At 58.2% G+C, this 14,039-nt stretch carries 11 protein-coding genes; 4 read left to right on the top strand and 7 right to left on the bottom strand.

Translation table 11 applies throughout. From position 1 onward, the window contains the following. Nucleotides 1-250 precede the first annotated feature (250 nt). Nucleotides 251-3,424 (top strand): glycoside hydrolase family 38 C-terminal domain-containing protein, encoded by a 3,174-nt coding sequence (locus VM554_09330; protein ID HVJ08575.1) that lies wholly within the window; start codon nucleotides 251-253, stop codon nucleotides 3,422-3,424. Nucleotides 3,425-3,521: 97 nt separating this feature from the next. On the opposite strand, the gene VM554_09325 is transcribed toward VM554_09330, so the two are convergent. The 7 genes from VM554_09325 to VM554_09295 all read right to left on the bottom strand — a co-directional run bounded on the left by VM554_09325 (nucleotide 3,522) and on the right by VM554_09295 (nucleotide 9,184). Further along, the gene (locus VM554_09325) at nucleotides 3,522-4,076 is read right to left on the bottom strand and encodes a thioredoxin family protein (GenBank protein ID HVJ08574.1); all 555 of its coding nucleotides are present in this window, start codon (nucleotides 4,074-4,076) and stop codon (nucleotides 3,522-3,524) included. A gap of 63 nt (nucleotides 4,077-4,139) precedes the next feature. Next, a complete protein-coding gene (gene ruvB / locus VM554_09320) occupies nucleotides 4,140-5,171 on the bottom strand; it encodes a Holliday junction branch migration DNA helicase RuvB (protein ID HVJ08573.1) in 1,032 nt (343 codons plus the stop codon). Between the two features lie 160 nt (nucleotides 5,172-5,331). After that, complete coding sequence (locus VM554_09315; GenBank protein ID HVJ08572.1) at nucleotides 5,332-5,976, bottom strand: hypothetical protein; 645 nt, start codon at nucleotides 5,974-5,976, stop codon at nucleotides 5,332-5,334. 24 nt (nucleotides 5,977-6,000) lie between these two features. Then, on the bottom strand, nucleotides 6,001-6,600 hold the full coding sequence (locus VM554_09310) for a hypothetical protein (protein HVJ08571.1): 600 nt from the start codon (nucleotides 6,598-6,600) through the stop codon (nucleotides 6,001-6,003). Continuing rightward, the gene (locus VM554_09305; GenBank protein ID HVJ08570.1) at nucleotides 6,590-7,123 is read right to left on the bottom strand and encodes an RNA polymerase sigma factor; all 534 of its coding nucleotides are present in this window, start codon (nucleotides 7,121-7,123) and stop codon (nucleotides 6,590-6,592) included. The genes VM554_09310 and VM554_09305 overlap by 11 nt, the downstream gene beginning before the upstream one ends. A gap of 538 nt (nucleotides 7,124-7,661) precedes the next feature. Then, the gene (locus VM554_09300) at nucleotides 7,662-8,231 is read right to left on the bottom strand and encodes an HNH endonuclease signature motif containing protein (protein HVJ08569.1); all 570 of its coding nucleotides are present in this window, start codon (nucleotides 8,229-8,231) and stop codon (nucleotides 7,662-7,664) included. Further along, a complete protein-coding gene (locus VM554_09295) occupies nucleotides 8,228-9,184 on the bottom strand; it encodes a DNA cytosine methyltransferase (GenBank protein HVJ08568.1) in 957 nt (318 codons plus the stop codon). The genes VM554_09300 and VM554_09295 overlap by 4 nt, the downstream gene beginning before the upstream one ends. A gap of 166 nt (nucleotides 9,185-9,350) precedes the next feature. Here VM554_09295 and VM554_09290 point away from each other — a divergent pair, with 166 nt between their 5' ends. From VM554_09290 to VM554_09280, 3 genes are all read left to right on the top strand, one after another. Continuing rightward, the gene (locus tag VM554_09290; protein ID HVJ08567.1) at nucleotides 9,351-10,514 is read left to right on the top strand and encodes a hypothetical protein; all 1,164 of its coding nucleotides are present in this window, start codon (nucleotides 9,351-9,353) and stop codon (nucleotides 10,512-10,514) included. A gap of 158 nt (nucleotides 10,515-10,672) precedes the next feature. Then, on the top strand, nucleotides 10,673-13,294 hold the full coding sequence (gene gyrA / locus VM554_09285; GenBank protein ID HVJ08566.1) for a DNA gyrase subunit A: 2,622 nt from the start codon (nucleotides 10,673-10,675) through the stop codon (nucleotides 13,292-13,294). A 114-nt stretch (nucleotides 13,295-13,408) separates the two neighbouring features. Next, nucleotides 13,409-14,020 carry a hypothetical protein gene (locus VM554_09280; GenBank protein ID HVJ08565.1) on the top strand — a complete coding sequence of 204 codons (612 nt, stop codon included), beginning with the start codon at nucleotides 13,409-13,411 and terminating at the stop codon, nucleotides 14,018-14,020. The last annotated feature ends 19 nt before the right edge of the window (nucleotides 14,021-14,039 follow it).

Below are 14,039 nucleotides of genomic sequence, written 5' to 3'. Positions count from 1 at the left end.
CCGGGTTATTGGTAACCTTTCCATTTTGGCTTCCCAGCCTATATACTTCTCCGTTCCCTCATTTGACCGCTGCTTCGCGGTATCTTTTGGAGAAGATTTCATGCCTCGTCTCGCCTTCCGCGCTCCGCTTTGGCACGCTCTCGTGTCGAGTGTTTCGCTTCTTGTGTTTTCTGGTTGTCTGTTCGCATCTGCGGCAGTTCAGGCGCAATCGCCTCAGGCCGCTCCTGTGCTTAGCGAGAAAAGCCTAGGTGTGATCCAGCGCCTCGATTCTCTGCGGGAATTGCCGGTAAACGGCTGGGCGTATCACGAGGGTGATATCGCTCATGGGGAGTCGCCAACGCTGGACGATTCCGGCTGGTCCAAGGTGGAGAAGCGCGCAGAGTTTCCAACTGGCGCGATGTGGTTCCGCAGATGGATTGAGGTTCCCAAAACGCTGAACGGCTATGACCTGACCGGTGCGCGCATCTGGTTCCAGTTCCGCGCGGGAGCCAATGGGCCCATTCCGCAGATCATCTACTTCAATGGCCGTCGCGTGGCGTTGGGAGAGGACCTGGAGCCGATTGTGCTGTTCGAACCGGCGAAGCCAGGTGAGAAAGTCCTGGTTGCCGTCAAGCTGCTTGCCACAGTCGACAAAAAAGAATTTCATTCGGCCTCAGCCCGAATTGATTTCGCAGAGTCGCGCCCCAACCCCGAAGTTCTGGTTGCCGAGGCACGCTCCGCCCGCGCCCTGCTACCCGCACTTGGTGCCGCAGGCGATATGAAGCAACTGGAAGCAGCGCTCGCTCAGGTGGATCTAAGCGCGCTGGATCACGCCGATCAGACAGCCTTCGACGCCTCGCTTCGTACGGCGCAAAGTTCGCTCCAATCGCTGAAGCCGACTCTGCAGACGGCAAACATCCGGCTGGTTGGCAACTCGCATATCGACGCGGCGTGGCTCTGGCCCTGGACGGAGACGGTGGAGGCGGTCCGCAAGACATGGTCCACGGCTCTGCAACTTCAGCGCGAGTATCCGCAATATACCTTCACCCAGTCCGCCGCTGCCTTTAGCGACTGGATGTGCGATAAGTATCCCGACATGTGCAAGCAGATGAAGGAATCCTACAAGGAAGGCCGCTGGGAGATTGTGGGCGGCATGTGGGTGGAGCCCGATCTGAATATGCCGGATGGCGAATCGCTTGTGCGCCAGATCCTGATCGGCAAACGCAGCTTCAAGGAGACCTTCGGCGGAGACGTGCGCATCGGCTGGAATCCAGACTCCTTCGGCTACACCTGGCAACTGCCGCAGATCTATAAAAAATCCGGTATTGATTATTTTGTGACGCAGAAGATGGGCTGGAACGATACCAATCAGCTTCCCTTGAAGCTCTTCTGGTGGCAGTCGCCCGATGGCAGCCGCGTCCTCACTTACTTCCCGCATGATTACGTCAACCAGGTCGAGCCCGTACGCATGGCCGAGGATTTTGCCGCGGCTCGCAAACTCAATCCAGGAACGACGGAGATGATGCACCTCTACGGAATCGGCGACCACGGCGGCGGCCCAACCCGCGCCATGCTTGACTCCGGCATGAAGTGGACCGGTCCCGATGTCGTCTATCCCAAGGCGAAGTTCGGAACTGCGCAGAGCTTCTTCTCCGACGTTGAAACGCATCTCGACACGAAGCATGCTCCTGTTTGGAACTACAGCACTCTCGCCGCCAAGTCGGCGGCGTTGCCCACGCCGCCTGCGGGCGAGGTGAGCCTCCCCGTATGGGACGATGAGCTTTACTTCGAGTATCACCGCGGCGTAATGACCACGCAGGCAAAGCATAAACGCAATATGCGCGAGGGCGAAGAGATGCTGCTCAACGCTGAGAAGTTCTCCTCGCTCGCGTGGTTGCAGGGGCTGGCGTATCCGCAGGCGAAGTTTACCGATGGCTGGAAGAAAATTCTCTTCAACCAGTTTCATGACACAGCCGCCGGGTCCGGCATCGCCGTCATCTATCGCGACGCAGACAACGATACGAAGGTTGTGCGGCTGGAGACCGAAACAGCACAAGCTGCCGCGCTGCAGACCTTGACCAGTTACATCAACACCAGCGGCAAGGGGGTTCCCGTAGCAGTCTTCAATCCGCTTGGCTGGCAGCGCTCGGACTCTGTGGCGTTCACTGTGCAGATGCCGGAGTCCACGCCCTCCATCCAGATCGCGGATGCGGCAGGCAAGGTGCTCTTTGCCGACGTGAAGCTTGTGAACCCAGCGACGAATAGCTTCCATGTGCAGGTTATGACCGATGTCCCAGCCCTGGGCTATCGGGTGCTGTATGCCCGTCCTGCGGCTTCTGGCAAGGCAGAAACGTCGGACCTGAAGGCGACAGACCAGACTCTGGAGAACTCTCTGCTGCGGGTTGTCGTCGATCCGCACACCGGCTGCATCACCAGTCTGATCGATAAGAAGAGTGGCTTCGATAGCATCGCCAAGGGTGGATGCGGCAATCAGTTGCAGACATTCAAGGATCTGCCGAAGGACTACGATGCTTGGAATATCGATCCCGGCACGCTCGACTCCGCTACGCCAATCGATAAAGTCGATTCCGTTCAATTGGTCGAGACGGGGCCCATGCGCGGCAGCATCCGCGTCACGCGGACCTGGCAGAACTCGAAGTTCGTCCAGGACATCTCACTTGAGGCAGGATCGCCGATGGTGAAGGTGACCAACAACATCGACTGGCATGAGACGCATGTCTTGCTGAAGGCAGCGTTCCCACTCGCCGCATCGAGCGCCAAGGCCACTTACGAGATTCCTTATGGCACGATTCAGCGTCCCACTACGCGCAACAACAGCTTTGAATCGGCGCAGTTTGAGGTTCCCGCAATGCGCTGGGCCGACCTGGGAGATGCGCAACACGGCTTCACGCTGATCAATGAATCCAAGTATGGCTACGATGCCAAGGACAACGTTCTGCGCCTCACGCTGCTGCGTTCGCCCGTATGGCCGGATCCTGACGCGGATCGTGGCCATCAGCGCTTTGCCTTCTGGCTCTACCCGCACGCGGGTGATTGGAAGACGGCGCTGAGCATGCGGCACGGCTATGAGACGAACTATCCGCTGACTGCGGTGCAGGTATCCAATCACGCCGGTGAGTGGCCTGCGGAGCGTTCCTTCGTGAACGTTACGCCGGAAAACGTCGTATTGACCGCGCTCAAGAAGTCGGAAGACGGAAACGCCCTGCTGCTGCGCGTCTATGAGTGGGCAGGGAATTCTGCAACCGTGACAGCTACAATTCCCGAAGGCGCAAAGTCTGCTTCGGTAGCGGACATGATGGAGAACCCGATTGCAGGGGACGTCAGCTTGTCCAGCAAAACGTTAACCTTCGCCATTCACCCCTATGAGATCCAGACGATTCGGATCGAATATGGTGCTCCGGCTCCAGCAGTCGCCGCAAAGTAGAGGACCAATCCAGTAAACAAGGGGCCCGCGCCACGGAAACCGGTGGCGCGGGCCTCTTATTTCGTGAATTGATCCAGCGAGGCCGATCCCGCGCAGCTCACTTCCACTTGATGTTGCAACCCAGGCTGGGCCTCTGCTCTGCGCTCACAGCCTTGCCTGCCAGCACTGCGTCGATCGCGTCTCGCATGTCTTTGCAGGTCACAGGAATATCATTTCCCGGGCGGCTGCCATCGAGCTGGCCTCGATAGGCGAGCTTGCGCTCGCGGTCGAAGAGAAAAGGGTCAGGAGTGCAGGCAGCGCCATAGCTCCGCGCCACCTCCTGCGTTTCATCGAAGAGATACGGGAAGATAAACCCTGTTGCCGCCGCCTGTTCGCGCATGCCTTCGGGTGCATCTTCGGGGTAACTGGCGATGTCGTTGCTGCTGATAGCTGCAATGCCGAGTGGCTTTTGCGCATAGTCCCTGGCGAGTTGAGCCAGCCCTGCCTCTATGTGCTTCACAAAGGGGCAGTGGCGGCAGATAAAGATCACCAGCAGAGCATCGCGATCGGCAAAGTCCGCGAGCGTGACGATGGCGCCCGTGGTCACGTCGGGGAGTGCAAAGTCCGGCGCGGGCGTTTGCAGTGGAAGCATTACGGATTCGGTTCGTGCCATGGCGTATCCTCCTCGCATTAGACGACCTGGGCCTTCTGGCAGGCTTGCCGCCCTTTAACCCGTCTAGAACAGTAGTTGCTTGCGCGGTAGCGGCAGGCCAAAGTGCTCATAGGCAAGCCGGGTTGCTACGCGGCCTCTCGGCGTACGATCCAGGAACCCGATTTGGATGAGAAACGGCTCGTAGACTTCTTCGAGCGCGTCCTCTTCTTCCGCCAGCGTTGCCGCGAGCGTATTCAGCCCCACTGGGCCTCCATCGTATTTCTCAATGATGGTGAGCAGCAGCTTGCGATCCAGTTCGTCAAAGCCGTGGGCATCCACTTCCAGCAACTTCAGGGCAGCCTGTGCCGTTGGCCGGTCGATCACGCCTGTGCCTTTTACCTGTGCGTAATCCCGCACGCGCCGCAGCAGCCGGTTGGCAATGCGCGGCGTACCCCGAGAGCGCAAGGCTATCTCCGCAGCGCCATCGCGATCAATGGGAACCTGCAGGACTTCCGCCGAGCGCTCGACCACAAACCGCAGTTCGTCTTCGGTGTAGAACTGCAGCCGCAGCAGGATTCCGAAGCGGGAGCGAAGCGGCGACGAAAGCAGGCCGGGCCGTGTCGTTGCTGCAACAAAGGTGAAGGGCTTGATGTCCATCACATGGGTTCGTGCCGCCGGGCCCTGGCCGATGATGATGTCCAGCTTGTAGTCTTCGAGCGCCGTGTAGAGCTTCTCTTCGAGAACCGGCTGCAGGCGGTGAACCTCATCCAGAAATAGCACCTGGCGGTCGCGGAGGTTCGTGAGAATCGCCGTCAGGTCGCCCTGGATCTGTAAAGCCGGGCCGGAGGTCTGCTGAAAGCCGACGTTGAGTTCGTTGGCGATGATCGTCGCAAGCGTCGTCTTGCCCAGGCCCGGAGGACCGAAGAGCAGCACGTGGTCCAGCGCTTCGCCGCGGGTCTTCGCGGCTTCGAGCGCAATGGCGAGTTGCTCCTTCGCCTTCTCCTGCCCGATGAACTCCGCCAGACGCCGCGGCCGCAGCTTCAGTTCGAAGGAGTCTTCTTCCTCCGCACGGGCGGCTGAGATTAGCCGCTCTGGGTTGTCATCCGCCTTAACCATTTGTTTCGGAGTCTAACGGCTCAGGGCAGCCCAAAGCAATCTCGCCGCCGGGGCGGACGCCGGAGCGCCCAAAGGAGCGCCTGAGAAGCCCCGCCTCAAACGGGGCTCTTCGGGCGGGGTTTCCCGGGTTGTGTCTCTCAGGTTGGGCTTGTGGGTTGCTTCAGTGAATCTCCGTCACCGTCAGCTCTACCTGCATCTTCTGCCTGGAGCTTATGTCGTCGGAGGAGAAGATGGTTGTGGTCTTGCCCAGCGGCACAACCGTCATGGCTTCCCACCGGTTTTGACGAATAACAGGTGGCAGACCCCCGCTGTCGCTTGACCGGGATTTGGTTTCGGCTCCGCTGGTTGCGTGCGCGCTGCTTTCCTGTGGCATGTCCGTGGCAAACGTGCTGACCTCGCCCTTGATGTACATGGCAAGCTCGTTGCCTCTCATGCTCAGGCGGTTGCAGTCAATGTTCACTCCCGCATCCAGGTACTGGAATTGTGAATGGTCTCCCCCTTGCAATACCGGAATCCGCGCCCCCGCACGTATGGAGCAACTGCTGCCGCGTTGGTCGGAGGCGGAGGTGATGAAGGATCGGCTGTTGAGCACCTTGCCGAGCTCTACCTCCTTGACCACGAACTCCAGATGGAAATAACGTGCATCCGCGCTCTTCGCTTCATCGCCGGATGGTAGAGCTCGCATTGCATTGGTTGCAGGCTTTGCTCCCGCATCGTTGTCCTTGTTCTGCGCCACCGCGCTTCCGCAGACCGCCATTGCTGCGGCAGCCCCCAGAACCATCCACAGCCTGGTTGTCTTGTGCATCTTTCTCCTCCGAATGCTCATGGTTTACTGCAACGGCTCTATCTGAATTGCTGCGATATGAATTGGCTCAGCACTCTCGGCCTGAGCCTCGGTTAGGGCCTGCGTTACTTCCGCCGGATGCTGCTGGATTGCAGCGATAATCCTGCGTTCTTCCGCCGTCAAAGGCTGCAGTACAGGAAAGAACTTGCTTCGCGCCGGGCTGGACTCCGTAACGGCGGGAGCGGCTGGTCCAGTTCTGTGGCTGCGAACGGGAGCGATGTGCCTTCGCAGCGGCTCCGGCAACTCTGACGTCTCCGAAAGCTCTGGGGCCGCGACGCCCTCTGGCCTGCCAGCCGGCTCGGCTGAGGTGCGTTGTGCCACGTTTGGCTGCAGGGAAGCGACTCCCGGGTGGGCAGCATCTGTTTTGCCGGGCCGCGTTGCAAAGAGAGCTGCGAGGACTGCCAGAATCGCCACGCACGCACAGGCTGCTGCCCATTGCCACACACGAAATCGTGGTGCGACGCGCGGCTCCCTCGCTCGGCGCAGCACGCGTTCCTCCATGCCCAGCCGAGGTTCGGCGTCCGCATAGCTGGCGAGGCCCGCCTTCAGAAGGTCATCCAACTCGTCCTGCTTGTTACCTGGCATAGCGTCCATCCATCATTGCGGCTAACTTCTCTTTCAGGATTCCGCGTGCACGCATCAGCCGCGTCCGCACGGTTCCTTCTGGAATGCTCATGACGGCTGCAATCTCAACCGAACTCAACTCCTCGACCGTGGAGAGGGCCAGAGGTTGCCGCAGCTCTTCCGGCAGGGAATCGATCAACTGGTGCACCAGTCTGCGGGAGTCGGCTGCCATGGCCGCCTGCTCTGGAGTTGGCTTGCTCGAAACTGGTTCCAGGAGATCCGCGTCGTCCTGCGAAGTGTTCTGCGCTCGCTTCGGCAGCTTGTCCACGGCGATGCGCCATGCCGATCGCGCCAGGAAGGCCCTCTCGTCCTGCATCTCCTGCCACGCGCCGGATCGATAAAGCTTCAGGAATGTGTCCTGCACTGCATCCTCCGCATCGTGGACGTTTCTCAGCACGGCATACGCAACCCGGAAGACGAAGCGGGATTGACGATGGACAAGCTCTCGAAACAAGTCTTCGCGCAGCTCGTCGTTTCTCCCCAACCGCCAACCTCCGCTCTGTCCGTCATAGCGTCTCACAAGCAAAGACCGCCCTCGTGTGCCATTCGTTCAACTATTTTTCCGGGCCGTTCACGGGGTGGCTGCGATTTAAACGATCTGTACATCAGGATGCAAGATACTTTTGCAGCTTCAAGGAGGTTCTAGCTGTATCGCGGAGTTCACATTCCCAAATCACCAAAACCTTCCAGCTGAGCGCCAGGAGTTTCTTACGGTTCGTCCTGTCGCGCTCTTGGTTTTTCGTGAGCTTTGGAAGCCAGTATTCGATTCTGGTCTGTGGAATGCGGCCATCTACGCAATGCTTGTGCTGATGCCAAAAACATCCATGGACGAGAACCACTTTCCTGAGGCGCGGAAGCACAATGTCCGGTCTCCCGGGAAGATCTGCACGATGAAGGCGAAAGCGATAGCCGAGCCGATGGATTATGGAGCGAACTGCGATTTCCGGGCGAGTATTGCGGCTTTGAATTCGCCGCATATTTTCGCTTCGCGCCGCGGATGGAAGTTTATCCATACGAAAAGGCTACAGCGGAAACTTTCGCAGTAGCCATTCAAGCACTTTTTTCTGATCATCGGCCGTTGCCCTGCGAACCTGAATGAGGAGTTTCTGTAAAGAGGGGCGATCCAAGGTTAAGTTTCGCGCTCCCTCATTGCAAATCGAACAAATTGCCCTTAAATTCCCCGCTTCGTCTTTTCCACCCATGGATTTATCGACGATGTGGCCGATATGCAGTCTTGTCTTCCTTCCAGGATCGTATGGGTGGTCTTCGCCGGCAACGGCCCCGCACATTTGGCAGGTAAACCCATTTCGATCCAGGACATATGCACGTAATTCCTTTGATATTGCCCGTTCAAAGGCTGGCATCGGCTTTGGATCATTCAAGAGATATTGACCGGGCTTAAGATCGCTTCGATCATTGTTCGTCAGAATTTGGAAGCCCTCTTCTGTTCGCAATTCCCGGACGCGCCGAGCCCACTCTGTAATATCCCCCGCAACCTTGCGCAGTTCTTCGGAGTTCATCACCTTGCCAATATTCCTGAGGAAATGAGCCCGTAGTTTTGCGCGGGCACCATTGGATTTCTTTTCAGTCATCTTGCTCTCACCAAGCGGAGACCAGCGTTGAGAGAGCGGTATATCTGCCGGCCAACCGCCTCAGCCACCGGGGGAGGAAAGGCATTTCCAACCTGTCGGTATGCTGCGGTCTTTGCACCGGCAAATTGCCATTCATCAGGAAAGCCCTGAAGTCGTGCCGCCATCCTCACTGTGAGCCTAGGCATGCCGACAAAGTCAGCTGGAGGAGCCTCATTTGCTAGTCCGTGCCCATCGACAGAGAGTGTTGCCCAAGCTCTCTTGGAACGAGTTGGGCCAAGGTCGGGTCCTCCATGCTTGAGGCTGCCACCAACTAGGGTCGGAGCTATTTCATCGGCACGGCTCCGCCAGAGATCGGCTCCCTTCCACCCCCGGCTTGCCATCAGGTCATAAAGCGTTTCACCTACGGTTTGAGGGCGCTCCGGATTGCACTCCGGCCATTCAAAATCTTGTCTGTTATGGTGAGCGACGGCAACAAAGACAACGCGGGGCCGAAGCTGACTCACGCCGAAATCAGAAGCATTGAGGAGTTTCCATTGCGCCCTATAGCCAAGGGCCTTTAATTCTTCCACTATGTATTGCCGGTAATCACTGAAAACGGCATCGAGGATACCGCGAACATTCTCGATCATCACAGCACGCGGCTTGACTTGCTCAATGACTCGTATCGCCGAGGGGAAAAGATTTCTCTCATCATCTTTGCCCAACTGTTTGCCGGCGACGGAGAACGGCGGACACGGTAAACCTCCGCACACGAGGTCAACACCCGCAAATGCAGCGGCATCAAAATCGCGCAAGTCGCCTTGAATCACGTTCCATTCAGGTCTATTGATGCGCAGGGTCATACATGCGTGCCGATCGAGTTCAAGTAGCGCCTTATGGTGAAAGCCGGCGCGCTCCAAGCCCAACGCTTGACCACCTGCACCGGCACATAGTTCCAAAGCTGTTAGTTTCATCTATCCACCGATCGTACGGCACAGAAGCTGTCTTCGGTTGCCTCTCAGATAAAATAACCCACAAGTTCCCCTTCTGGTCGATCAGTAATAGAAGAGTCCTGATTCGATCATGCTGGACTCCTTCGCCAACTCTTCCGTTTACACTGTCATGTAAGTTCATCACGCAATGACTTTTTCCCGGATACGGAAATTTCGTTTCGAGCGGCCCCAGCAGTTTGCCGCGCTGCTCCTGCTCCTGCTGCTGGTGCAGTGTCTGTGGGTCATCCGCCACCAGACTCTTACCGACCGCGACTACCAATTTGCCCGTTGTGGCCGCGAGATGTGGGAGCGGCCTTCGCCGCTCGCCGGATACTTTACCAGTTGCGGCAATATCCATGACGGTACGCTTGGCTATCGCGCTGCGGGCCTCCCGCTCACGGTAGAGCGTGTCTTCGCCGGGCAATCCACGGAGACCTCCACCTGGGAGGGCCGCCATCAGCTCGGTTCTGTGGTGTTGCTGATGCGGCTTGCCTTTGTGCTGGCCGGCATAGGCCTGGGCGGTGCGCTGTGGTGGGTTACGCGCAGGCTCTATGGCAATGAGGGGGGATTTGTGGCGCTTTCCCTCTACTGCTTCTCGCCGGATATCGTTCGCGCCTGCACCTCTGCCAATAACGAGATCCTCGCCGCCTTTGGTCTCTATGCCGCCGTGTATACGGCGATCGGAGTGGCGCACGCCATGCAGGGGCCACAGCACAAGTGGAGGCCGCGACTCATCCTCCTGACCGCAGCCTTCGGGTTCACCGCCGCGGCGCATGTCTCGGCCGCGCTGCTCGCGTTTGTGCTTGCCTTCCTATTTCTCGCGTACCTTGCTGAAGGCCGCCGCGCGTACATCATTCCGATTCTGATGGTCACTGGCCTGGGCACGCTGCTGCTGCTCTTTGCCTCGTATGCGTTTCGGCCTGACGCTTTCAGCTATGTCTTTCGCAGTGGCGTGGCGCGAATCAGCTTCTCGTCGTTGCCTGCGCAGCTCTACTTTTCCAATGTGCTGAATGCGGGGATAACGCTCGCGGCGGCAGCAGCTCTCGCGCTGTACCTGGTGCTCAAGCATGCACGATATTTCGGCAATACCACGCCGCTGCTGGTCGCGCTGCCACTCTTTTTTCTGGTAACGACCGGGGTGCAGGCGCAACCCTGGATCTGGGCGATTCCTTTCCTCCTGACCTTCGTTTCCGGGGTCTTCGCCGATGTTCTGGAGAGTCGGCATCGACGGGTATTTCTCTTCGCCACGGTCAGCGTTTTGCTGGCTCAGGCGGCGCTTTGCGTGGCGGGTTTGCCCCTCCTCTGGCGATAAATTGCAAGTGACTCGCATCATTGGAGTTACTGGGGCGCTACGCGCTTGCTTACGGGTAACTATTTGCGTATCATAGAGTTAGGTTAGTTTCAGAGTCGGAATTTCCTGTGCGGGTCCCTGCTTCTTCTCTTCCGGCCACCTGAACCACCCCCACTCTTATGGCAGACGATCAGAATCCCCAGTTACCCCTCGGCGGAGATGGCAAGGACGGTCTTCGACCGGACGCTACCGGTGCCGCCAGCATTATCCCGATCAACATTGAAGACGAGATGCGCCGTTCGTATCTCGACTATTCCATGTCCGTCATCATCGGTCGAGCGCTTCCCGATATTCGCGACGGTTTGAAGCCTGTGCATCGCCGCATTCTTTACGGCATGAACGACATGGGATTGCAGTACAACAAGAAGTACACCAAGTGCGCCAAGGTAGTCGGCTACGTCATGGGTGTCTTCCATCCCCACGGCGACTCGGCGATTTATGACACCCTGGTGCGCTTGTCCCAGCCCTTCAGCATGCGTTATCCCATGATTGACGGCCAGGGGAACTTCGGTTCGGTGGATGGCGACCCGCCAGCAGCCATGCGTTACACCGAGTGCCGCATGATGCGTGCTGCCGGGGAGTTGCTCGCCGACATCGACATGGAGACGGTGGACTTTGCGCCGAACTATGACGAGTCAACGCTTGAGCCTACTGTCCTGCCGACTCGCATCCCTAACCTGATTGTGAATGGTTCGAACGGCATTGCGGTCGGCATGGCTACAAACATTCCGCCGCATAACCTCACCGAGGTGATCAACGCCACCATCGAGTTGGTGAACGATCCGCATGCAGGACTGGCGGAGGTTTTGAAGCACGTTCAGGGGCCCGATTTCCCGACGGGCGGCTTTATCTATGGCCGTGGCGGCATTGCGCAGGCATACAAGACCGGGCGTGGACGCTTCCTGATGCGCGCCCGTGCGGCCGTCGAAAACATGACCAAGGACAAGCAGGCGATCATCGTTACCGAGATCCCCTACCAGGTCAACAAGTCCAAGCTCATCGAGCGTATCGCCGATCTCGTCAATGAAAAGATCATCGACGACATCTCCGATATCCGCGATGAGAGCGACCGCGACGGTATGCGCATCGTCATCGAGCTGAAGCGTACCGCGGAAGCGCAGATTGTACTGAATCAGCTCTACAAGCACACGCAGATGCAGGAAAGCTTTTCCATGATCTTCCTGGCGGTGGTGAATAACCAGCCCAGGGAGGTGGGACTTGCCGAGGCTATCCGTCACTTCATCGATCATCGCGTAGACGTGGTTCGCCGCCGCACCGCTTTCCTGTTGCGCAAGGCGCGCGAACGCGAGCACATCCTCGAAGGCTACAAAATTGCCCTCGACAATCTCGACCAGGTGATCCGGATCATCCGTGGTTCGAGCAGCCGTGCCGATGCCCGCGAGAATCTCTTCCGCTTCGGCAAGAGCAAAGACATCGTCATCAAGCTCGATAAGGACACCACCAACCTTACGCAGGAAGTGGGCCTGAGCTACAAACAGATCGACGCTGTTCTCGAATTGCAGCTCTATCGTCTGACGCAACTCTCCATCGATGAAATTTTGAAGGAGTTGGCCGACGTCCGCGCACGCATCGCCGAGTACGAATCGATTCTTGCCTCGGAGAAGAAGCTGCGTCGCGTCATCGTCGCTGAGCTGGAAGAGATTCGCAAGCAGTATGGCGATGAACGCCGCACCCAGATTCTGGATGAGACCGCCGAGCTGCAACTGGAAGATCTGATCGCCGATGAGCAGGTTGCGGTCACGGTTTCGCACTCCGGTTATCTCAAGCGCACGCCCATCTCCACCTATCGCCAGCAGAGGCGTGGGGGGCAGGGACGACTTGGTATGAAGACGCGCGAGGAAGATTTTGTCTCGCAGCTGATCATCGATTCCACGCACGCCTACCTGCTCTGCTTCACCAACACCGGGCGAGTTTACTGGCTAAAGGTGTACGAGATTCCCGATGTAGGAGCGGCGGGTAAGGGCAAGTCGATCGCCTCACTGCTCAGCCTGCAGCCTGGGGAAACGGTGCGTAACATCCTGCCGGTGCGCAACCTGGAGGAGGAAGGCAAGTTCATCTTCTTCGCCACCCGTAAGGGAACAGTGAAGAAGACGCCCTTGAAGGACTTCTCCAATGTGATGGCTCGTGGAATTATCGCGATCGGCATTGACGAAGATGACGAATTGATTGGCGTCAGCATCACCGATGGCAAGCAGGTCATCTTCCTGGCGACGCATGACGGCATGGCCATCCGCTTCAACGAGAACGATGTTCGCTCCATGGGGCGCCCGGCGCACGGCGTTCGCGGCATCGATCTGCAGAAGCAGGATTACGTCGTGGGCATTGCGGTTACGCCGCTGGAGCGGGTGAAGGAAGATAACGGGGCCGAAAGCCCCCGCCTGATTCTCAGCGTCACCGCCAACGGCTATGGCAAACGCACCGATGTGGACGAATACCGATTGCAGACACGTGGCGGCAAGGGCGTCATCAATATCAAGACCACCGCACGCAACGGTAAGGTCAACACCATTCAGCTGGTGGACGAAACGTCGGAGCTGATGGTCATCAGCCAGTATGGCAAGATCATCCGCATCGATACCAAGACCATCCGCGCGGCGGGCCGCTCGACGCAGGGCGTACGCCTGCTGCATCTGGAGGAAGACGATAAGGTTGCCGCTGCTGTCGTTATCCCGCCGGAAGAGGCAAAAAATGAACCGGAAAACGGGACTCTCCTGCAATAGAGGGTTCCGCGGCAAATACGCCACAGTAGCAGTGACATTTCAAGCAAGGGCATCGAGACATCGGTGCCCTTCTTCTTTTGCGGCTTAGGCTTATGGCCTGGCGGAGCATGGAAAATGCTCTATACTTCGCTCTCAGGGAATCTTTGCAAGGAGACGGAGAAATTGGTCGACTACCAGCAATTGGTCAGGCACTACAGCAGCATGTATGACGAAGAACTGCAAACTCTGGCCGCGCAATATGACGATCTGACGGAGGTCGCCCAGCAGGCTTTGCGGGAGGAGTTACAGCGGAGAAAGATGGACTTGCCGCAGCGTCGCCAGGAGCCATCCGGCGAAGTGCCAGCGGCCGTTCCCCTGGAAGTCGATATGGCCGCGGATGGAAATGCCTTGGTCGGCAACTTTCGCACCGTGGAGGAGGCAACGATTGCCTACTGGGCTCTGGAGATAGCCGGGATCGCAAGCAAAGTGGTCACTCCGCAGACACCCCGCCTGCAACTTGCCCCCGAAGATGTAGAACGCGCGCAGCAGGTGCTTGCCCAGCCCATCTCCGACGAAGCCATGGAGCAGTATGAGGCAGCAAGGGAGACCGGAGATTTTCAGTCTCCGGAATGCCCGCGCTGCGGCACCCCGGATCCGCTCCTCGAGTCCGCCGATCCCGTCAATGAATGGTTCTGCGAGTCCTGCGGTCACCAGTGGAAAGACACGCTGCATCACGGCACGGAATAAGAAATCGCCTGCCATAGGT

Origin of the sequence: Acidisarcina sp. (genome assembly GCA_035539175.1) — a bacterium.
In the GTDB taxonomy this organism is placed as follows: Bacteria; Acidobacteriota; Terriglobia; order Terriglobales; family Acidobacteriaceae; genus JANXZS01.
The sequence above is the reverse complement of the archived record's forward strand: the minus strand, read 5'-3'. Positions and strand labels throughout refer to the sequence as shown.

Bases quoted from the DNA above. Each gene is read 5' to 3' on its own strand.
- VM554_09310 (HVJ08571.1), bottom strand. From the start codon at position 6,600: ATGCCAGGTAACAAGCAGGACGAGTTGGATGACCTTCTGAAGGCGGGC.
- VM554_09280 (HVJ08565.1), top strand. From the start codon at position 13,409: ATGCTCTATACTTCGCTCTCAGGGAATCTTTGCAAGGAGACGGAGAAA.
- VM554_09315 (HVJ08572.1), bottom strand. From the start codon at position 5,976: ATGCACAAGACAACCAGGCTGTGGATGGTTCTGGGGGCTGCCGCAGCA.
- gyrA (HVJ08566.1), top strand. From the start codon at position 10,673: ATGGCAGACGATCAGAATCCCCAGTTACCCCTCGGCGGAGATGGCAAG.
- VM554_09295 (HVJ08568.1), bottom strand. From the start codon at position 9,184: ATGAAACTAACAGCTTTGGAACTATGTGCCGGTGCAGGTGGTCAAGCG.
- VM554_09325 (HVJ08574.1), bottom strand. From the start codon at position 4,076: ATGGCACGAACCGAATCCGTAATGCTTCCACTGCAAACGCCCGCGCCG.
- VM554_09300 (HVJ08569.1), bottom strand. From the start codon at position 8,231: ATGACTGAAAAGAAATCCAATGGTGCCCGCGCAAAACTACGGGCTCAT.
- ruvB (HVJ08573.1), bottom strand. From the start codon at position 5,171: ATGGTTAAGGCGGATGACAACCCAGAGCGGCTAATCTCAGCCGCCCGT.
- VM554_09290 (HVJ08567.1), top strand. From the start codon at position 9,351: ATGACTTTTTCCCGGATACGGAAATTTCGTTTCGAGCGGCCCCAGCAG.